Consider the following 19,979-nt stretch of genomic DNA (forward strand, 5'->3'; position numbering starts at 1 on the left):
GGAATAGAGAGCGACTTTCGTTGTTCTGTACCTCGACGTTAGGACATGGCAGGAAGGGGCGCAACTCAACCTGCCGGGAGGGCCGCCATGCTGTTTCCAACCACGATCGCCGGCTCCTTGCCGAAGCCGGAATGGCTCGCCGAGCCCAACATGCTCTGGGCGCCCTGGAAGTCCGGAGGTGACGAACTGCTCCGCGCCAAGCGCGACGCGACGCTGATCTGGCTGAAGGTCCAGGAGGACGCCGGCATCGACATCGTCACCGAGGGCGAGCAGGCCCGGCAGCATTTCGTGCACGGCTTCCTGGAGAAGATCGAGGGCATCGATTTCGCCCACAAGGTCGAGATGGGCATCCGCAAGGACCGCTACAAGGCGATGGTGCCGCAAGTGGTCGCGCCGCTGCGGCTGAAGGGCCGCGTCCATGCCTTCGAGGCGCGCGTCGCGCGCACGCATACGAAGAAGAAGCTGAAATTCACCCTGCCCGGCCCGATGACCATCATCGACACCATCGCCGACCGCTATTATGGCGACCGCGTCAAGATGGCCTTCGCGTTCGCCGAACTGCTGAACGAGGAAGCCAGGGCGTTGCAGGCCGACGGCGTCGATCTCGTGCAGTTCGACGAGCCCGCCTTCAACGTCTACATGGACGAGGTCAACGACTGGGGCATCAAGGCGCTGGAGCGCGCGGCGCAGGGCCTCACCTGCACCACCGCCGTGCACATCTGCTACGGCTATGGCATCAAGGCCAATACCGACTGGAAGGAGACGCTCGGCAGCCAGTGGCGGCAATACGAGCAGATCTTCCCCGCGATCGACGCAAGCCCGATCCAGCAGGTCGCGATCGAGTGCCGCAATTCGAAGGTGCCGCTCGACCTCCTCGCGCTGCTGAAGACCAAGATCGTGCAGGCCGGCGTCATCGACGTCGCCAGCGATACGGTCGAGACCGCCGAGGACGTCGTCAAGGTGATCGAGGCGGTGTCGAAATTCGTGCCCAGGAGCAACATCATCGCCACCACCAATTGCGGCATGGCACCGATGCGGCGCGAAATCGCCGAAGCCAAGCTGATGGCGCTCGGCGCCGGCGCGGCGCTGGCGCGCGAGAAGCTGGGATGATGGCGATGCGCGTCGCCTGCATCGTCGCCGTGCTGGTGCTCGCCGCATTGCCGGCGCGCGCGGAGGACCGCTCGGTGCTCGTCAATTGCAAGACGACGGTGGAGCGCGCATCGAAGAATGCGACCGCCGCGAGCGAAGCCGAGTTGACCCGCTGCCGCCAGGTGATCCGGGAATGGGCGCTGCGCGATGCGCGGATGATTGTCGACGAACAGGGGCGGCCTATACGCTAGCGCGAGGCCGTCGGATGTAGCACCGGCTGATATCCGGCGCTGATCGCGCGCAGCGTGGACGGCGGCGTCAGCAACAACGGACGATCGAGGGCACGTGCATGCGGGGCGTAGCCCGCGAACGACCACAGCAACGCCCCGCCCTGCGTCACCAAAAAGCTCTCCTCACCCTGCTGCACCATTGCCCCGTCGGGAAGCTGTTCGAGCGGCACCAGCAGCGCGTGCAGCCGTTTCCTGCCATGATCGAGCCGCTCGTGATGCAGCACCGTGTCGATGTCGTGCATGCGGACGTCATGCACGCGATTGCCCTTCTCCCATGCGCCCCGGAACCGATTGGCATCATCGCGGCGGCAGTAGAAGCAGGGGCGATGGCCGGCGGCGAGCGCGGTGGCCTCGTCGAGGAAGAACAGCTCGGTCCAGCTCCGCTGCGCCATCACTTCGCGGCGACGGCCGCGGAATTCGCAAGTGCACGTGAGCCAGGCCGGCGACGACCAGCGCTTGTTCAGAAGCGTCTTCGTGGAGGGATCGTGGATGATGCCGCGGTTGCCGGTGAACATGCCCCGATGCGGGGTGGCGATGATATCGCCGGTCGGCGTGACGCGGTTTTGCAGAGGCATGACGGCTCCTCTCCCTCTCCCCGCCCTTCGCGGGGAGAGGGTTGGGGTGAGGGGCTGCCTCCGCAAATATGGTGAGAGACGGACTCGCGGAAGCTCCCCCTCACCCGGAATTCAAGCAGCGCTTGAATTCCGGCCTCTCCCCGCACGCGGGGAGAGGCGAAGATGATCACGCCGCCCCGTCGCGCAGCGGCGGCTGGAACGACAGCGCGGTGTCCCAGGGGAAGAAGATCCAGGTGTCCTGCGACACCTCCGTGATGAAGGTGTCGACCAGCGGGCGTCCCATCGGCTTGGCGTAGACGGTGGCAAAATGCGCATCGGGCAGCATCTCGCGCACCAGCTTGCCGGTCTTGCCGGTGTCGACGAGGTCGTCGACGATCAGGAGTCCCTTGCCGGTGCCGTTGCCGAGCTTCATGGCGGCTTCCGAGATGCCCTTGAGAACCTGAAGCTCGCCCTGCTTGTTATGGTCGTAGCTGGCGATGCAGACCGTATCGATCACGCGCACGCCGAGCTCACGCGCCACGATCGCGGCCGGCACCAGGCCGCCGCGGGTGATCGCGATCACCGCATGGAACGGGCCGACCTCGTTGAGCCGCCAGGTCAGCGCCCGGCAATCCCGGTGGAACTGGTCCCAGGACACCGGGAAGGCCTTGCCAGCCTTCTCCTGCGCATTCAGTTCCGGTGCTTCACCAGCCATCGTCGTCTCCTACCATTCGTCCGCCGGCAGCATGGTGCTAGCGGGTGATGTTCAATCCCGCCAGCATGTCCTTCACCGCCGCCATCGCTGCCGCGAGCTTATCTGCATCGCGTGAGCGCACCACCAGGTTGGTGTTCGGCTTCTGCTCCTCGTCCATGAAGGGATAGCTGCCGATGATGGTGTCGGGATGGGCGGCGGCGATCGCCCGCAGCGGGCTGCCGATGTCACCCTCCCGCGCATTGGCGCGAACCGATTCGGAGAGCATGCGCACGCCCGATTTCAGCTTGGGCGAGACGATGTCCATCATCGCCTGCATGATCGAGGGCACGCCCGCCATCACGATGACATTGCCGATCTTGAAGCCGGGCGCGAGGATGGTCGCGCTCTGGATCAGCTCGGCGCCGTCGGGGATGCGGGCCATGCGCAGGCGGGCCTCGTTGAGATCCTGCTCGCTCCAGCGCTCGCGGAAACGGGCGACCACCTCCGGGTGGTGATCGATGCCGACGCCAAAGGCCTTGGCGACGCTGTCCGCGGTGATGTCGTCATGGGTCGGCCCGATGCCGCCGGTGGTGAAGACATAAGTGTAGCGATGACGCAGTGCATCCAACGCGGCGATGATGTCAGGCTCGTCGTCCGAGACGACCCGGACTTCCTTGAGGTCAATGCCGATATTGGTCAGGTACTCGGCGATGAAGCCGATATTCTTGTCCTTGGTCCGGCCGGACAGGATTTCGTCCCCAATGACCAGAATGCCCGCCGTGACGATCTCGCTCATGCCTTAAGTCCCTCACCAATGCGCCGACTTTGCCGAGGTAACGCGTTGAAGTCACGCGGTTTTGCTGCCGAAATAAGCAGTCCTCAGCCATTTTTTCAGGCAAGCCCTCGGCCATCCCCGGTAAATCCTGCCAGTCCATGCTTATCGCGCTGGCCCGGCCCTTGCTACCACATGAAAGTCATGCACTCTTGCCGCATGGCCAGGGAGACAAGTCGGGATCTATGGCAGTCGCGTTTGATGAAATGAATATTCCCGGCGGGGACCTTCGCCCTGCCTATCAGGAGCTGGCACGCTGGCTCAAGGAGACGCCTCCCGAGGCGCTCGAATATCGCCGCCAGGAAGCCGAGCTCCTGTTCCGCCGGATCGGCATCACCTTCGCCGTCTATGGCGATTCCGAATCCACCGAGCGCCTGATCCCGTTCGACGTGATCCCCAGGATCATGTCCGGCAAGGAATGGGCGCTGCTGGAGAAGGGCCTGAAGCAGCGCGTGCGCGCGCTCAACATGTTTCTGCGCGACATCTATCACGGCCGCGATATCCTCCGCGCCGAAATCGTGCCTGACGATCTGATCTTCCAGAACCCGGTCTTCCGGCCCGAGATGAACGGCCAGCAGGTGCCGCACGACGTCTACGTGCACATCGCCGGCATCGACATCGTCCGGGTCGACGCCGAGGACTTCATCGTGCTGGAGGACAATGCGCGCACCCCCTCGGGCGTGTCCTACATGCTGGAAAACCGCGAGATCATGATGCGGCTGTTTCCGGACCTGTTCGCCCGCCACAAGGTGGCGCCGGTCGAGCGCTATCCGGACGAGCTGCTCGCGGCCCTGCGCTCGGTCGCACCGCAAAGCGCCTCGGGCGAGCCCACCGTCGCGCTGCTCACGCCGGGTGTCTACAACTCCGCCTATTACGAGCACTCATTCCTGGCCGACAAACTCGGCATCGAGCTGGTCGAGGGCCGCGACCTCATCGTCAAGAACAATGAAGTGTTCATGCGGACGACCGAGGGCGTGAAGCGGGTCGACGTGATCTACCGCCGCGTCGACGACGACTTCCTCGATCCCCTCACCTTCCGTCCCGATTCCGTGCTCGGCGTGCCCGGACTGATGTCGGCCTATGCGGCCGGCAACATCACGCTCGCCAACGCCGTCGGCACCGGCATCGCCGATGACAAGGCGATCTACTCCTACATGCCTGATATCGTGAAATTCTATCTCGGCGAGGAGCCGATCCTGAAGAACGTGCCGACCTGGCGCTGCCGCGAGCCGAAGGACCTCGCTTATGTGCTGGATAACCTCAGCGAGCTCGTCGTCAAGGAAGTGCACGGCTCCGGCGGCTACGGCATGCTGATCGGCCCGGCCGCGACCAAGGCGACGATCGAAGCCTTCCGCGAGAAGCTCAAGCGCGAGCCGGAAGGTTTTATCGCCCAGCCGACGCTGGCGCTCTCGACCTGTCCGACCTGCACGGCATCCGGCCTCGCCCCGCGCCACGTCGATCTGCGCCCCTTCGTGCTCACCGGCAGCAAGAGCACCACGATCGTGCCGGGCGGGCTCACCCGCGTCGCGCTGAAGGAAGGCTCCCTAGTGGTGAATTCGAGCCAGGGCGGCGGCACCAAAGACACCTGGATCCTGGACGAGTAGAGAGATGCTGTCGCGTACCGCCGAAAACCTCTACTGGCTCGCCCGCTACGTCGAACGGGCCGAATATCTCGCGCGCACCATCGATGCGACGCTGCGCGTCACCGCGCTTCCAGCCGCCTATATCGGCAAGACCAATGAATGGGACTCGGCGCTGCTCACCGCCGGCGTCGCCGCCAGCTTCTATCAGGCCTATGAGGAAGCCAACGAACACAACGTCGTCGAGTACCTCTCGTTCTCGCCGAACAATCCCTCCTCGATCCGGAACTGCATCGAGGCGGCGCGGCTGAACTCGCGCTCGGTGCGCACCGCGCTGACCAGCGAGATGTGGGACACCATCAACTCGGCCTGGATCGAGCTCCAGGCGGTCTGGAGCAAGGGCACCTCCACGCGCGAGGATCTCGCCAAATTCCTGCGCTTCGTGCAGGAGACCTCGCTGCGCTTCGACGGCTCGGCCTACCGGACCATGCTGCGCAACGACGCCTACTGGTTCTCGCGGATGGGCGTGCACCTCGAACGCGCCGACAACACCGCGCGCATCCTCGACGTGAAGTACCATGTGCTGTTGCCCGAGGAAGAGCATGTCGGCGGCCCGCTCGACTTCTATCAGTGGAGCTCGATCCTGCGCTCGGTCTCGGCGCTGACGGCCTATCACTGGGTCTATCGCGAGACGCTGAAGCCGTGGCTGATCGCGGATCTCCTGATCCTCAACGACACGCTGCCGCGCTCGCTGGCGAGCTGCTACGGCAACCTGGTGCGCAACCTCGACCAGATCGGCGTCGCCTATGGCCGCCAGGGCCCGGCCCAGCGCCACGCCCGCGGCATCCGCAACCGGCTGGAACACAGCAATATGAACGACATTTTCCAGCATGGCGTGCATGAATTCATTCAGGAATTCATCGCGGACAATTCCAGGCTGGGCGAAATCATCACGAAGCAGTATTTGATCTGACCTTCGGTCATTCCGGGGCGCCCGAAGGGCGAACCCGGAATCTCGAGATTCCGGGTCTGGTCCTTCGGACCATCCCGGAATGACGGAGCAAGTAAATCACCATGCGCCTGCGAATCCAGCACACCACGACCTATCGCTACGAGCCGCCGGCCACCAGCGTGATCCAGATCCTGCGGATGACGCCGTGCAGCCATGACGGACAATATGTGGCGGAATGGCAGATCGACGTCTCCACCGACACCAAGCTCGACACCCATGAGGACGCCTTCGGCAACGTCACCCATGTGCTGTCCTGCGGTCCCGTCGGCGACATCAAGATCACCGCCGAAGGGCTGATCGAGACCCACGACACCGGCGGCGTGCTGCGCGGCGCCGACGAACGTTTTCCGGCCGGCATGTTTTTGCGCCCCACCGACCTCACCTCGGTCAATCCGGCGATGGCGGCGGTCGCACGGCAGTTGCGCAGCGAGGCCGAGAGCGACACGCTCGGCTTCCTGCACGCGCTGATGAGCGAGATCAGCGACCACATGACCTTCGACGAGGACCCGACCAACAGCGGCACCTCAGCGGCCGAAGCGTTCACGCTCAAGCGCGGCGTCTGCCAGGACTACGCGCATATCTTCATCGCCTGCGCCCGCACCGGCGGCGTGCCGGCGCGCTTCGTCTCCGGCCATTTCCTGCGCTCCGACGGCACGGTGCACCAGGATGCCGGGCATGCCTGGGCGGAGGCGTATGTGCCCGATCTCGGCTGGGTCGGCTTCGATCCCGCCAACTGCATCTGCACCACCGATGCCCATGTCCGCGTCGCGATCGGGCTCGACTATCTCGGCGCCGCCCCGGTGCGAGGCACCCGCTATGGCGGCGGCGCGGAGACGCTGACGGTCGCGGTCAAGGTCGAGCAGGCCGGCCGCGGCGGGCAATCGCAGTCGCAGTCCCAGCGGCAGAGCTAGCAGCGTTACAGCCGTAACCGACGACCGCCGCGCTGAAACCGCGCCGTAGCACGATCCGTCCAATTCTTGTTGCGATCCGTTCCCGCAACAGAGGTTGAGACAGATGCGGCTTCAAGAAAGACTCAGCGATCACTTCGCACTGCGCGATCCCCAGAAAGCCACGCTTGTGGGCATCCGGGAATTGGCACCCGAGATCACGGCGCGCGCCGCCGAAATCGAAGCTGCGCGCCGTATCCCGCCAGACCTCGTGGAGCGGCTGAGGTCGATCGGACTGTTTCGCATGTTCGTCCCGCGGAGCCATGGCGGGCTGGAGCTCGATTTTCCTGATGGCCTCGAGGTCATCAAGGCACTGACCCGTCTCGACGGCTCGACCGGCTGGAGCTCGATCGTCGGCGCAGTCGGCAGCCTGTTCGCCGCCACGTCTCACCCCGAAATGTATCAGCGAATCTATCAGGACGGACCGGACGTGGCGATCTGCGGCTCATCCCAACCGGGCGGAACGGCAGAGCGTGTGGCGGACGGCTACCGCGTCAAGGGCTGCTGGCCGTTCGCCAGCTCTTGCACGCATGCCCAATGGATCGGCGGGTTCTGCATCGTCACCGAGAATGGCAAACCGGTCCCCGGGCCGCAGGGCAAGCCGCAGCTTCGCGTCGTTGTGCTGCCGGCGCGCGACTGGGAGATCGAGGACACCTGGTACGCGGCGGGGCTCGAGGGCACCGGCAGCCATCACGTCGTGCTGCGGGAGAGGCTGGTTCCGGAGGTGCATTTCTTCGACCTCGAAGCTCCGCCTCGCATGGCGGGCCCGCTCTATCAGGCGCTCCGGCAATGGCTGCCATTGTTTCACGGCGCATTCTCGGTCGGCCTCGCCGAGGGCGCGGTCGATGACCTGCTCGCGCTGGCCCATACCGGGAGGCAGCAATTGTATGCGGCCGTCCCGATGCGGGAGTCCGAGACCTTCCAGTTCTGCCTCGGCCGGATTTGCGCCGACCTCAGGGCTGCGCAGGCGTTTCACGAGGTCCAGGTTGCCAGCCACTGGCGCCGCGCGCAGGCCGGCACGTTGAACGACGAAGACCTCATGATCGAGGGGGCCCGATCCGCGGTCTGGCTCGCGACGACCTGCGTCGGCATCGCGGATGCCTGCTTTGCGCTGGCCGGAAGCAGTGCGGTCTACGACACCTCGCCGCTGCAGCGGCGCCTGCGCGACCTTCACGTCGGAGCCCAGCACGCCCATGCCCAGCAGAGGCAATATGTCGACGTCGGCAGACTGGCCTTGCGCCGCTCGGCTGAGGATGCCGCCTGAACGCATCAGCCGTGCTACACTCGCGGGATCACCCGACCCCGCGAGGCCCTCATGGCAACTGTAAAACGCTTTCGGACGATGAGCTCTCCAGCGAGGCGCGCGCCGTTTTCGACGACATCCGCAAAGTGCGGCAGTCGGATTTCGTCAACAATTTCTGGCGCGCGCTGGCGCATGATCCGAAGACGCTGCGGCGGACCTGGGAGAGCCTCAAGGAGGTGATGGCGCCCGGAGCGCTCGATCCCAAGGTCAAGGAAATGCTCTATGTTGCGGTTTCCGTGGCGCATGGCTGCAGCTACTGCATCCATTCGCATACCGCGAGCGCCCGGGCCAAGGGCATGACCGCGGCCGAATATGGCGAGCTGCTCGCCATCGTCGGCATGGCCGCGGAAACGAACCGGCTGGTCACGGCCCTCGGCGTTCCCGTCGATGAGGCGTTTCTCGTCGATGCCGCTGACTGAGGGTGATCGCGGTTACTAGAGCCTGGTCCGTCACGCGCACACCCTCATCCTGAGGAGGCGCGACAGCGCCGTCTCGAAGGATGGCCGCGGGCGACAGCCGGGCCTTCATGGTTAGAGACGCGTGCTCCGCACGCTCCTCCCCATGAGGGTCATCCCCGCGGGAATCGGGGGTTTCATGCCTCCCCGAAATTCGCTAGTAATTCCGCGCAAACGCGTTCGGGGACGGGAAATGACCTATTGCTGCGGAATCCTGGTTCGGGACGGTCTGGTGATGATCGCCGATACCCGCACCAATGCCGGTCTCGACAACGTCTCGACCTTCCGCAAGCTGCACATCTTCTCCAAGCCCGGCGACCGCATCATGGCGATCGCCAGCGCCGGCAACCTCGCCATCAGCCAGTCGGTGCTGTCGACGCTGACCGAAGGCCTCGAAGACCCCAATACGGGCGAGATCGAGACGCTGATGAACGCGCCGACCATGTTCCAGGCCGCCCAGCGCATCGGCCGGGCGATCCGGGCGGTGCATGCGACCGAAGGGCCGGCGCTGAAATCCGAGGACGTCTCCTTCGACGTCTCCTTCCTGTTCGGCGGCCAGATCAAGGGCGCGCGCATGCGCCTGTTCATGGTCTACACCGCCGGCAATTTCATCGAATGCACCACCGACACGCCCTACCTGCAGATCGGCGAGCACAAATACGGCAAGCCGGTGCTGGACCGCGCCATGCACTACGACGTCGAACTCTACGAGGCGCTGAAGACCGGCCTGATCTCGATGGACTCGACGATGCGCTCCAATCTCGGCGTCGGCCTGCCGATCGACGTGCTGGTGGTGCGCACGGACGCCTGCGAGGCCGATCTCAACCACCGCATCGAGGCGGGCGAGCCCTATTTCCACGATCTGCGCTCGCGCTGGTCGGCGGCCTTACGCGCCGCGCATCAGAACATTCCGCGCCCGCCCTACAAGAACGAAAAAGAACCCAAAACCTGACAACTCAAGAGAAAAGGCAGGAAACGATGAGTGAAGCGAAAAAGATCGCAGTGGTGACGGGCGCCGGCACCGGTGTCGGGCGCGCAGCGTCGCTGGCACTGATGAACGCCGGCTTCACCGTGGTGCTCACCGGCCGCCGGCTCGACATGCTCGAGGAGACCGCAAAGCTCGGCCCCGCGGGCAAAAGCCTGTGCGTCACCGCCGACATGACCAAGCCGGACTCGATCGCCGCGCTGTTCGACAAGGTGAAGGCGACCTATGGCCGCCTCGACGTGCTCTTCAACAATGCCGGCATGGGCGCGCCCGCCGTGAACTTCGAGGACCTCAGCCTCGAGCAGTGGCAGGCGGTGGTGAACACCAACCTCACCGGCCCGTTCCTGTGCACCCAGCACGCCTTCCGCATCATGAAGGACCAGAACCCGCGCGGCGGCCGCATCATCAACAACGGCTCGATCTCGGCGCATGCGCCGCGGCCGTTCTCGGCCGCCTACACCTCGACCAAGCACGCCATCACCGGCCTCACCAAGGCCAGCAACCTCGACGGCCGCATGTATGACATCGCGGTCGGACAGGTCGACATCGGCAATGCCGCGACCCCGATGACCGACCGCATGGTCAACGGCCCCGGCGTGCTGCAGCCCGACGGCACCACCAAGCACGAGCCGCGCATGGATGCCAAGGCGGTCGGCGATGCCGTTGCCTACATGGCCGGCCTGCCGCTCGATGCCAACGTGCTGACCATGACTGTCATGGCGACCAAGATGCCCTTCGTCGGACGGGGCTAGCCGATCGTGTGCCCCGGACGCTGCGCGGCATGAAATGACGCGCTGTTGAGCCGGGGCCCATCTCTCCCCGACGTCACTCGCTGCGACGTGGGTCCCGGCTCAGCGGCGCACCGCTTGCGCGCTGCGCCGCGTCCGGGACACGAGACCTTCCCCTACTCCAGGCTCTCCACTTGCCGCAGGCTCGGAAACAGCTTCATCCAGAGCAGCGCCACCGCGACGGTGCAGACGCCGCCGAGCACGGCGGCGGGCATGGCGCCGAACAGTGCGGCCGTGATTCCGCTCTCGAACTGGCCGAGCTGGTTCGAAGCGTTGATGAACAGGAAATTCACCGCGCCGACCCGGCCGCGCATCTCGTCGGGCGTCGACAGCTGTACCAGCGAGAAGCGGATCACGACGCTGATCGTGTCGGCGGCGCCGAGGATGGCGAGCGACAGCACCGACAGCCACATCCAGGACGACAGCGCGAACACGATCGTGGCGATGCCGAACACGATCACGGCCTGGAACATGCGCAGGCCGACATGGCGCGAGATGGCGTGGCGCGCCAGCACCATGGTCATCAGGAGCGCGCCGACCGCAGGCGCCGCGCGGAGCACGCCGAGCCCCACCGGGCCGGTCTGAAGGATGTCGCGGGCATAGATCGGCAAGAGCGCGGTGACGCCGCCGAACAGCACGGCGAACAGGTCGAGCGAGATGGTGCCGAGGATCGCGGGATTGCTGCGGATGAAACGGACGCCGGCAAAGATATTGTCCGCGGCGTCCATGTCCTTGGCGACAGCCTGCGGACGCGGCCGGATGAAGCCGGTCAGGATCATCCCCACGATCCAGAACAGCAGCATCACGGCGTAGGCGAGATGCGGCGCGATCGCGTAGGCGAAACCGCCGAGCGCGGGACCGGTGATGGTCGCGACCTGCCCCGCACCGCTCGCCACGGCCGTCGCGCGCTGGAGCGATCCCTGCGGCGCGATCAGCGGCAGCATCGCCGCGGTGGTCGGGCTCTCGAAGGCGCCGGCAATGCCGAGCACGAAGGTCGCGATGAATATCTGCACCTCGCTGACCGCGCCGAGATAGGTGATGGTTGCGAGATAGAGCGCGGTCGCCGCTTCCACGAGCTGGCAGAGCTGGACCACGCGCTTGCGCTCGAAACGGTCGGCGGCGTGGCCGGCGACGAACACCAGCAGCGCGGTGGGCAGGAACTGCACGAGGCCGACCATGCCGAGGTCGAAGGCCGAGCCGGTGAGATCGTAGATCTGCCAGCCGATCGCGACCGCCGCGATCTGGCTGGAGAAGCGCGACAGGCTGCGCGAGAGCAGGAAGAACAGGAAGGCGCGGTGGGCGAGGAGCGCGCCGGCGCTGACCGGCGGATTTCGGGATATTGGCTGCTCTGGCATCGCCTCTTCGGTCACCTCGGACTGTCCGCCCCCTTGATCTCGATGGGCCTCCGCGTGGCTGAGACGGGTCCGCTTGTCAACAACGGGACACTTCCGTGGCCTGTCGGCATTGCCTTTGCAACGCACGCGCGGCCATAATCATTGGAGGTTTTGGGGACATCATGCTTCGCCTGCAATCGGCACTCGGCATTTTCGCATTGCTGCTGATCGCCTTCGCACTGGCAGAGAATCGCCGCGCGGTCTCGCTGCGCCAGGCGGCGATCGGCCTCGCCGCGACCTTCGCCGCGGCGATCGTGCTGCTGAAGCTGCCGGTCGTCGCCCATGCCTTCGGCACCATCAACGACGCGGTCGGCGCCATCTCGGCGGCCTCGCGCGCCGGCTCCGCCTTCGTGTTCGGCTATATCGGCGGCGGCACCCTGCCCTTCGACCTGAAGGTGCCCGGCGCGGATTTCATCCTGGCGTTCCAGGCGCTGCCGATCGTGCTGGTCATGAGCGTGCTGACGACGCTGCTGTTCTATTGGCGCGTGCTGCCGCCGATCGTGCGCGGCATGGCCTGGCTGCTGGAGCGTACGCTCGGCGTCGGCGGCGCGGTCGGGCTGTCGACCGCCGCCAACATCTTCCTCGGCATGGTCGAGGCGCCGCTGTTCGTGCGGCCATATCTGGCGCAGATGACCCGCAGCGAATTGTTTCTGGTGATGACCGGGGGCATGGCCGGCATCGCCGGCACCGTGCTGGTGCTCTATGCGACGCTGCTGGCGCCGCTCATTCCCGATTCGGCCGCGCATTTCGTCATCGCCTCCGTGCTGGGCGCGCCGGCCGCAATCCTCGTCAGCCTGATCATGGTGCCCGAGACCTCGGACAAGCGCACCGGGGGCGCACTGGAGGATCCGGAGATGGAGGTCGCCAGCACGATGGACGCGATCGTGAAAGGCACGAGCGCAGGACTCGAGCTGCTGCTCAACATCGTCGCCATGCTGCTGGTGCTGGTGGCGCTGGTCTATCTCGTCAACGCCGTCCTCGGACTCCTGCCAAACATCGGCGGCGCCGCGATCTCGCTGCAGCGTCTGCTTGGCCTCGTCATGGCGCCGGTGTGCTGGCTGATGGGATTGCCCTGGGATCAGGCGGTGACGGCCGGCAGCCTGATGGGCACCAAGACCGTGCTCAACGAATTGATCGCCTATGTCGATTTCTCGAAGCTGCCGCCCGATGCGCTCGACCCGCGCTCGCGCCTGATCATGCTCTATGCGATGTGCGGCTTCGCCAACTTCGCCAGCCTCGGCATCATGATCGGCGGCCTGGGGGTGATGGCGCCGGAGCGGCGCGAGGAGATCAACGCGCTCGGGCTGAAGTCGATCGTGTCGGGGACGCTGACGACGTGCCTGATGGGGGCCGTGGTGGGGGTGGTGGTGTAATCTGACCCCGCGTTCGCGTGAGGCTAGTTCGCCTTTACCGCGCCGCCGCCGTCGTTGGGCTCGGCCAATAATTCCCTAACTACTGGCTCGCTAAAGGAGGCAACATCGATGCAATGGTTGAGACAGTTTACTACCCAATGCCTGATGGGCTTGTTCATGACCGCTGTTGCGAACGTCGTCTCATCGAGAAACCGTAGATAGGCTGAAGATTGCTTTTCAAGGAATATGCCGGTCGGTTGGCCTTCTTCGAGCGATGCAAATGACTCATTGCGGACCAGATAAGCAACGTAGTCCTTCCACACAAACTCAAAGCGCCTTGAGTCCTCAGTGATGACGATTGGTCGTGTCGAACTGGCGGGAAATAGAGAATGCTCGACGTCCCCCAACGTCTTCGCTTCAGCAACCATCAGCCGCAAAGAATTGTCTTCGGGCTCGTTCAAATCCGTTAGAAATATCCAAAATTGATCGCTAGGAAATCCGTACACCGCTTCTCCTAGTTCCAGCATCACCAAAGGCCCCGTCATTGCGAGCGAAGCGAAGCAATCCAGAAATGCATCCGCGGAGATAGTCTGGATTGCTTCGTCGCAAGGGCTCCTCGCAATGACGTGGAGAGAGTCTACGCCTTCAACTCCACCGTCTTGAACTCCGCCGGCAGGATCACCTCCAGCAGCTCGACGTCGTCCGAATAGTCCAGAATCATGTGCTTGATCTTCGGCGGCTGGGTCCAGGCGCTGCCTTGCTTCATCAAGGTCTCGCCCTGCCCGTCCATGTAGGTCTTCACCCAGCCCTTGAGCACGTAGACCATCTGGAATTCGACGTCGTGGAAATGCAGCTTCGAGACCTCCGCCGGATTGCAGGGGCCTTGCAGGCGGATCACATGCGCCTGCGCGAGGCCATGGGTCGCATCGGCAATGCCGAGGTCGCGGTACTTCGCGTAGGCGCGCAGGCCGTCGGCCTTGAAATCTTCCTCGCGGTGATGGCTGATTGCGATGCGCTGCCTGGGACGTGCGGGCTTCTTCGGTGCGGCCGTGCGCGCCTTTGCCTTCACCGCCTTGCGCGCCGGGGATCGCGCCGCAGTCTTGGTGCCACTCCGCTTCTTCACGGCAGCCTTGGTTGCGGGTCTTGATGCCTTTTGCCTCGCCATTGTCTACCTCCCTGATCTGAGCCGCGCCCGCCGGACGGGGACAACCCGACGGCAGACTAGCCAGTCCTGGACCGGGCAGCAATTGCGGGCTTGGGCCAGCAAGCGCGATGCCCCGCTCGCTCGTAGCTTGTCCGAAGCTGTCGTGGCGAGCGGCCGTCGTCTCGTATTCGTTCCCCCGCCGACCTAATCTCCCGCAAGAGATTCTGGGGGATTGATTCATGAGCAACAGCGTAGGTCAGCGCGCATTTCAAAATGCCCGGCTTCAGAAGCGGCAGAAAGCCGAGGTGCTGCCATTGCTCGGGCTGGCCCTCCAATTGCACAAGCAAGGGCTTGTCCCCGAGGCCCGGGCTGGCTATCGCCGGGTCCTGCAGCTCGCGCCCAACCAGTTCATCGCGCTGCATATGCTCGGCAGCTTGGAGTCTGATACCAAGAACTATCAGGAAGCCGAAATTCTGCTGAGCCGGGCGGTTGCCGTGGATCCGCAATCTGCCGACGCTCACATGAGCCGAGGCATCGCGCTGAACAAGCTGCGACGTCACGATGAGGCTTGCGAGAGCTATCGAAGGGCCCTCGCCTTGCGCCCCAACTACGCCGTAGCCCTGTCCAATCTCGGCAACGCGAGCGTAACCCTCGATCTTCAGCAAGCGCTCGAGTGCTACGACAAGGCGCTCGCAATCGACGGAAACCTTGCCGAAGCCCACAACGGCCGGGGTTGGGTGCTCTGCCGTCTGCGCAATTATGACGAGGCCATCGCAAGCCTGAACCGCGCGCTGTCGATCAAGCCCGACTATGCCTCGGCGCTGGCGAACCGCGCCATCGCATTGCAGGAACTTCTGCGATTTGACGAAGCCATGGCGGATTGCAATCAGGCAATCGCCCTGGCGCCTGACGACATGAACGGGTGGCTCGGGCGCGCCAGTGTCTGGCTCCAGATCCAGCGAGTGGCCGAAGCATTGCACGATAGCGAGAAAGCGATCGCGGTCGATCCCGAAGCCGTTCAAGCTCACCTGGTACGGGGCATTTGTCTCTCCGGACTTGGCCGGGTCGACGAAGCTCTGGCCAGTTACGACAGAGCCCTCGAGATCGAGCCTGACTTCCCGAGCGCGATCTCCAACAAGATATTCACGCTCGACTTCGTGGCCGATGCCAGCGTCGAGCAGCATCAGGAAGCGCGGCAGGTATGGTGGGAGCGGATCGGCGCGACGTTCGCTTCAGAATCGGCGAGGCCGCACGACAACAGCCGCGATCCGGATCGCCCTCTGGTGCTTGGCTATGTCTCGTCGGACTTCAACGCGCATTCGGCCGCGTTCATATTCAAGCCGGTCCTGCAATACCATGACCGGGCACAGTTTGAGGTCGTGTGCTACTCCTGTTCGTCGAAAGTGGATGCGGCGACCGACGAATTTCGCAAGATCGCCGATCGCTGGCGCGACGCCTCGCAATGGAGCGACGATCGCCTCGCCGCCGAGATCCGCGCCGATGGCGTCGATATCCTGATCGATCTGTCCGGCCATACCAAGGGAAACCGCCTCAGCGTGTTTGCGCGCAAGCCGGCGCCGATCCAGGCCCATGGCTGGGGTCACGGCACCGGCACCGGGCTGCCGACGATCGATTATCTGTTCTCGGACCCGGTCGCGATTCCTCCCGCGGTCCGGCATCTGTTTGCGGAGACCGTCGTCGATCTGCCGTGCTTTGTGACGCTGGAGCCGCTGCCGATCGAGCTTGCGCGGGCGTCGACGCCGGCGATCTCGAACGGCTTCGTCACCTTCGGTGTCTTCAACCGCATCAGCAAGATTTCGGACCAGGCCGCGCAAGCCTGGTCCAGGATTCTCGAGCGGGTGCCGGGGTCACGACTGCTGATCAAGGATGTTGCGCTGGACGATCAACTGGTCCGCGACAATCTGCTGGCACGGCTTGCAACTTGCGGCGTGCCGGCCGAACGCGTCGATCTGCTCGGAACCACCTTGCGCGTCGATCATCTGGCGGCGTTCAATCGCGTCGATATTGCCCTCGACCCGTTCCCGCAGAATGGCGGCGTCAGCACATTGGAGGCCTTGCAGATGGGCGTCCCCGTGGTGGCGAAGCTCGGGAACAGTCTGCCCAGCCGTGCGGCCGGGTCCATCCTCTCCGCGCTTGGCCTGCCGGACTGGGTTACGGATAGCGAGGAGGCCTATGTCGACATCGCGGTGAACCGCGCGGCTGAGCTCGGTGATCTCGACAAGTTGCGCCGCGAACTGCCTGGACAGGTCAGGGCTGCGGCCGCCTGCAACCCGGTCGCCTACGCGCAAGCGGTGGACGAGGCCTATCGCGCGATGTGGAAGCGCTATTGCAGCGGCGGCGTCTGATCGCGTGTTTGTAGGGTGAGCAAAGCGACTTGTCCGCCGTAGCTCGAAGAGCGAAGGCGGAAGCGTGCCCACCATGCCGGATGCGATCGCGGAGAGATGGTGGGCACGGCGCGCAAGCCGCGCCTTTGCCCACCCTACGAGACCGGTGCTCGCCCTCAATGCAGCCGGAACACGCCGTCGATGGCGCGCAACTCGGCCGGCTTGATCAGCTTGGAATGCGCCACGGTGACGGAATGGAGCGGACCGTCGAGCTTCTCCTGCCAGAAGGCCAGGAAGTCGGTCAGCGCCGGGAATTTCGGAAACATGTCGTAGTTCTGCCAGACATAGGTCTGGAGCAGCGAGGGATGATCCGGCATCCGGTAGAGAATTTGTGCCGTCGTCAGCCCGTAGCCCAGCATCTGTTTCCGGAAGTCCTCGGAAACGCCCCCAACGCGCAGTCCCATGCCAAACCTCCTTTGCAGGAGCGCATACAGGGGGTGGCTTGATCCGTGCCCCGGGAGCCACCCGGAAACGATGCGCTCACATGAGAGAAATGTGACGCAAACTGACAACCCATCTCAAGCCCAAAAGTTTAACAAGCTGTTGAAATTCAATGCGTTAGCAGCAGACATGCCCCCGTGCTAATACGGTCCCCCAGGGGGCCTCGAAGAGGCCTCCGAGGCTGGTTAACGATGGAAAAGAGATTCTGGCAGTCCAGGCTTCCGGGTGCTGATTTTTCTGCTAGAAGCCCTTGCCCCCGCAAAATTCCTGTCCTATTTCAACCTCGCTCGTGCTAGCACTCGCGGGCACAGACTGCTAACGCCAAAAAATTCCCATATCGTGCAACTACTTAGGAGGACTGCATGAAATTCCGTCCGCTTCACGACCGCGTCGTGGTCAAGCGCATCGACGCAGAAGAGAAGACCGCTGGCGGCATCATCATTCCCGACACTGCCAAGGAAAAGCCCTCCCAGGGTGAAGTCGTCGCCGTTGGCCCTGGCGGCCGCGACGAAGCCGGCAAGCTGATCCCGATCGACCTGCAGGTCGGCGACCGCGTGCTGTTCGGCAAGTGGTCCGGCACCGAGGTCAAGATCGACGGCGTCGATCTCTTGATCATGAAGGAAAGCGACATCATGGGCGTCCTCGACGTCCCCGCTTCCAAGAAGAAGGCGGCCTAAGAGCCCCTCTCTCCCTCCAGTCAAACATCTCAAGGAAAATTCCAGATGGCAGCCAAAGAAGTCAAATTCTCGGTTGAAGCGCGCGACAAGATGCTGCGCGGCGTCGACATCCTCGCCAATGCGGTGAAGGTCACGCTCGGTCCGAAGGGCCGCAACGTCGTGCTCGACAAGTCGTTCGGCGCTCCCCGCATCACCAAGGACGGCGTCACCGTCGCCAAGGAGATCGAGCTCGAGGACAAGTTCGAGAACATGGGCGCCCAGATGGTGCGCGAAGTCGCCTCCAAGTCCGCTGACGCGGCCGGCGACGGCACCACCACCGCGACCGTGCTCGCGGCCGCGATCGTGAAGGAAGGCGCCAAGTCGGTTGCCGCCGGCATGAACCCGATGGACCTCAAGCGCGGTATCGACCTCGCGGTCGAGGCCGTCGTTGCGGACCTGCAGAAGAACTCCAAGAAGGTCACCTCGAACGAGGAGATCGCCCAGGTCGGCACCATCTCGGCCAACGGCGACGCCGAGATCGGCAAGTTCCTCTCCGACGCCATGAAGAAGGTCGGCAACGAGGGTGTCATCACCGTCGAGGAAGCCAAGTCGCTCGAGACAGAGCTCGACGTCGTCGAGGGCATGCAGTTCGACCGCGGCTACATCTCGCCCTACTTCGTCACCAACGCCGACAAGATGCGCGTTGAGATGGACGACGCCTACATCCTCATCAACGAGAAGAAGCTCTCCTCGCTGAACGAGCTGCTGCCGCTGCTCGAGGCCGTGGTGCAGACCGGCAAGCCGCTGGTCATCGTCGCCGAGGACGTCGAAGGCGAAGCCCTCGCGACCCTCGTCGTGAACCGCCTGCGCGGCGGCCTGAAGGTCGCGGCCGTCAAGGCTCCGGGCTTCGGCGATCGCCGCAAGGCCATGCTGCAGGACATCGCGATCCTGACCGGTGGCCAGGCGATCTCGGAAGATCTCGGCATCAAGCTCGAGAACGTCACGCTCAACATGCTCGGTCGCGCCAAGAAGGTGATGATCGACAAGGAGAACACCACGATCGTCAACGGCGCCGGCAAGAAGGCCGACATCGAGGCGCGCGTGGCCCAGATCAAGGCGCAGATCGAGGAGACCACCTCGGACTACGACCGTGAGAAGCTCCAGGAGCGTCTCGCCAAGCTCGCGGGCGGCGTCGCGGTGATCCGCGTCGGCGGCGCGACCGAGGTCGAGGTGAAGGAGCGCAAGGATCGCGTTGATGACGCGATGCATGCGACCCGCGCGGCTGTCGAGGAAGGCATCGTCCCGGGCGGCGGCGTCGCCCTGCTCCGTGCTTCCGAGCAGCTCAAGGGCCTGCGCACCAAGAACGACGACCAGAAGACCGGCGTCGAGATCGTGCGCAAGGCGCTGTCGGCTCCCGCTCGCCAGATCGCGATCAACGCCGGTGAAGACGGCTCGGTGATCGTCGGCAAGATCCTGGAGAACAAGGCCTACAATTACGGCTTCGACTCCCAGACCGGCGAATATGCCGACCTCGTCAAGAAGGGCATCATCGACCCGACCAAGGTGGTCCGCACCGCGATCCAGAACGCAGCCTCGGTGGCCGCGCTCCTGATCACCACGGAAGCCATGGTCGCCGAGCTGCCCAAGAAGGGCGGCGCCGGTCCGGCGATGCCCCCGGGCGGCGGCATGGGCGGCATGGACTTCTAAGGCGACGAAGTCGTCCCGGACGCGGTGCAGCGCAAAGCGGTGCACCGCAGATCCGGGATCTCGTTCAACGACTACGAAACCCCGGCAGCGATGCCGGGGTTTTTGTTGTGTGCCGAGTATGAGCGACAGCTTGGAGGTGGAAGTCCTCTATCCAGCCTGATGGCGGCGAAGGATTAGCGAAGCGCAAGGGCGTCATCGTGAGGTGGGGTCTGAAGAAAGCGTGGAGCAAAGCCGCGGCCCGATGGACAAACACCGGATAACGAGGCCTACCCGGCCGGACGAGCGAGCAATTGATCGCGAAGTCCAAGGTCATCAAAGGTCGGGGTGGTAAATTCGGCGGGCGTGCGGTGA

General features: G+C 64.4%; 20 protein-coding genes. 13 read left to right on the plus strand and 7 right to left on the minus strand.

The features are described 5' to 3' along the window. The first annotated feature begins 87 nt into the window (after nt 1-87). Nucleotides 88-1,110, plus strand: a complete 1,023-nt coding sequence (locus ACVJ19_RS35660) for a methionine synthase (protein WP_453953723.1) — start codon at nt 88-90, stop codon at nt 1,108-1,110. Then, nucleotides 1,107-1,340, plus strand: a complete 234-nt coding sequence (locus tag ACVJ19_RS35665; RefSeq protein ID WP_453953724.1) for a hypothetical protein — start codon at nt 1,107-1,109, stop codon at nt 1,338-1,340. Before ACVJ19_RS35660 ends, ACVJ19_RS35665 begins: the two co-directional genes overlap by 4 nt. Here ACVJ19_RS35665 and ACVJ19_RS35670 read toward each other — a convergent pair. From ACVJ19_RS35670 to ACVJ19_RS35680, 3 genes are all read right to left on the minus strand, one after another. After that, complete coding sequence (locus ACVJ19_RS35670) at nt 1,337-1,954, minus strand: hypothetical protein (protein ID WP_453953725.1); 618 nt, start codon at nt 1,952-1,954, stop codon at nt 1,337-1,339. The genes ACVJ19_RS35665 and ACVJ19_RS35670 overlap by 4 nt on opposite strands. A gap of 166 nt (nt 1,955-2,120) precedes the next feature. After that, entirely contained in the window at nt 2,121-2,648 is a 528-nt protein-coding gene (gene gpt / locus ACVJ19_RS35675) for a xanthine phosphoribosyltransferase (protein ID WP_453953726.1), read from the minus strand. Nucleotides 2,649-2,685: 37 nt separating this feature from the next. After that, complete coding sequence (locus ACVJ19_RS35680; RefSeq protein ID WP_283025482.1) at nt 2,686-3,423, minus strand: competence/damage-inducible protein A; 738 nt, start codon at nt 3,421-3,423, stop codon at nt 2,686-2,688. A 221-nt stretch (nt 3,424-3,644) separates the two neighbouring features. On the opposite strand from ACVJ19_RS35680, the gene ACVJ19_RS35685 reads away from it, so the two are divergent. From ACVJ19_RS35685 to ACVJ19_RS35715, 7 genes are all read left to right on the plus strand, one after another. Beyond that, entirely contained in the window at nt 3,645-5,063 is a 1,419-nt protein-coding gene (locus tag ACVJ19_RS35685) for a circularly permuted type 2 ATP-grasp protein (protein WP_453953727.1), read from the plus strand. A gap of 4 nt (nt 5,064-5,067) precedes the next feature. Next, on the plus strand, nt 5,068-6,012 hold the full coding sequence (locus ACVJ19_RS35690) for an alpha-E domain-containing protein (RefSeq protein ID WP_122402567.1): 945 nt from the start codon (nt 5,068-5,070) through the stop codon (nt 6,010-6,012). Between the two features lie 101 nt (nt 6,013-6,113). After that, complete coding sequence (locus ACVJ19_RS35695; RefSeq protein ID WP_453953728.1) at nt 6,114-6,962, plus strand: transglutaminase family protein; 849 nt, start codon at nt 6,114-6,116, stop codon at nt 6,960-6,962. Between the two features lie 103 nt (nt 6,963-7,065). After that, entirely contained in the window at nt 7,066-8,262 is a 1,197-nt protein-coding gene (locus ACVJ19_RS35700) for an acyl-CoA dehydrogenase family protein (RefSeq protein WP_453953729.1), read from the plus strand. 116 nt (nt 8,263-8,378) lie between these two features. Beyond that, nucleotides 8,379-8,720 carry a carboxymuconolactone decarboxylase family protein gene (locus ACVJ19_RS35705; RefSeq protein ID WP_453955271.1) on the plus strand — a complete coding sequence of 114 codons (342 nt, stop codon included), beginning with the start codon at nt 8,379-8,381 and terminating at the stop codon, nt 8,718-8,720. A 229-nt stretch (nt 8,721-8,949) separates the two neighbouring features. Then, nucleotides 8,950-9,708, plus strand: coding sequence for a proteasome-type protease (locus ACVJ19_RS35710; RefSeq protein ID WP_057740901.1), 759 nt, complete (start codon nt 8,950-8,952; stop codon nt 9,706-9,708). 26 nt (nt 9,709-9,734) lie between these two features. Beyond that, nucleotides 9,735-10,493 carry an SDR family oxidoreductase gene (locus ACVJ19_RS35715; protein ID WP_453953730.1) on the plus strand — a complete coding sequence of 253 codons (759 nt, stop codon included), beginning with the start codon at nt 9,735-9,737 and terminating at the stop codon, nt 10,491-10,493. 152 nt (nt 10,494-10,645) lie between these two features. Here the strand turns inward: ACVJ19_RS35715 and ACVJ19_RS35720 are convergent, their stop codons facing one another. After that, nucleotides 10,646-11,884, minus strand: coding sequence for an MFS transporter (locus ACVJ19_RS35720; RefSeq protein ID WP_453953731.1), 1,239 nt, complete (start codon nt 11,882-11,884; stop codon nt 10,646-10,648). Between the two features lie 161 nt (nt 11,885-12,045). Here ACVJ19_RS35720 and ACVJ19_RS35725 point away from each other — a divergent pair, with 161 nt between their 5' ends. Next, complete coding sequence (locus ACVJ19_RS35725) at nt 12,046-13,296, plus strand: NupC/NupG family nucleoside CNT transporter (protein WP_456739490.1); 1,251 nt, start codon at nt 12,046-12,048, stop codon at nt 13,294-13,296. Between the two features lie 23 nt (nt 13,297-13,319). Here ACVJ19_RS35725 and ACVJ19_RS35730 read toward each other — a convergent pair whose 3' ends face one another. Both ACVJ19_RS35730 and ACVJ19_RS35735 read right to left on the minus strand, forming a co-directional pair. After that, nucleotides 13,320-13,805, minus strand: a complete 486-nt coding sequence (locus ACVJ19_RS35730; RefSeq protein ID WP_453953733.1) for a hypothetical protein — start codon at nt 13,803-13,805, stop codon at nt 13,320-13,322. A gap of 107 nt (nt 13,806-13,912) precedes the next feature. Continuing rightward, entirely contained in the window at nt 13,913-14,440 is a 528-nt protein-coding gene (locus ACVJ19_RS35735; protein ID WP_453953734.1) for a cupin domain-containing protein, read from the minus strand. Nucleotides 14,441-14,658: 218 nt separating this feature from the next. On the opposite strand from ACVJ19_RS35735, the gene ACVJ19_RS35740 reads away from it, so the two are divergent. Next, nucleotides 14,659-16,785, plus strand: a complete 2,127-nt coding sequence (locus tag ACVJ19_RS35740) for an O-linked N-acetylglucosamine transferase, SPINDLY family protein (RefSeq protein ID WP_453953735.1) — start codon at nt 14,659-14,661, stop codon at nt 16,783-16,785. 155 nt (nt 16,786-16,940) lie between these two features. Here the strand turns inward: ACVJ19_RS35740 and ACVJ19_RS35745 are convergent, their stop codons facing one another. Then, nucleotides 16,941-17,228, minus strand: coding sequence for an usg protein (locus ACVJ19_RS35745; protein WP_453953736.1), 288 nt, complete (start codon nt 17,226-17,228; stop codon nt 16,941-16,943). Nucleotides 17,229-17,627: 399 nt separating this feature from the next. Here ACVJ19_RS35745 and ACVJ19_RS35750 point away from each other — a divergent pair, with 399 nt between their 5' ends. Next, complete coding sequence (locus tag ACVJ19_RS35750; RefSeq protein ID WP_453953737.1) at nt 17,628-17,942, plus strand: co-chaperone GroES; 315 nt, start codon at nt 17,628-17,630, stop codon at nt 17,940-17,942. A 45-nt stretch (nt 17,943-17,987) separates the two neighbouring features. Further along, entirely contained in the window at nt 17,988-19,628 is a 1,641-nt protein-coding gene (gene groL, locus ACVJ19_RS35755; RefSeq protein ID WP_211403841.1) for a chaperonin GroEL, read from the plus strand. The last annotated feature ends 351 nt before the right edge of the window (nt 19,629-19,979 follow it).

The organism is Bradyrhizobium sp. USDA 376, from assembly GCF_054063675.1.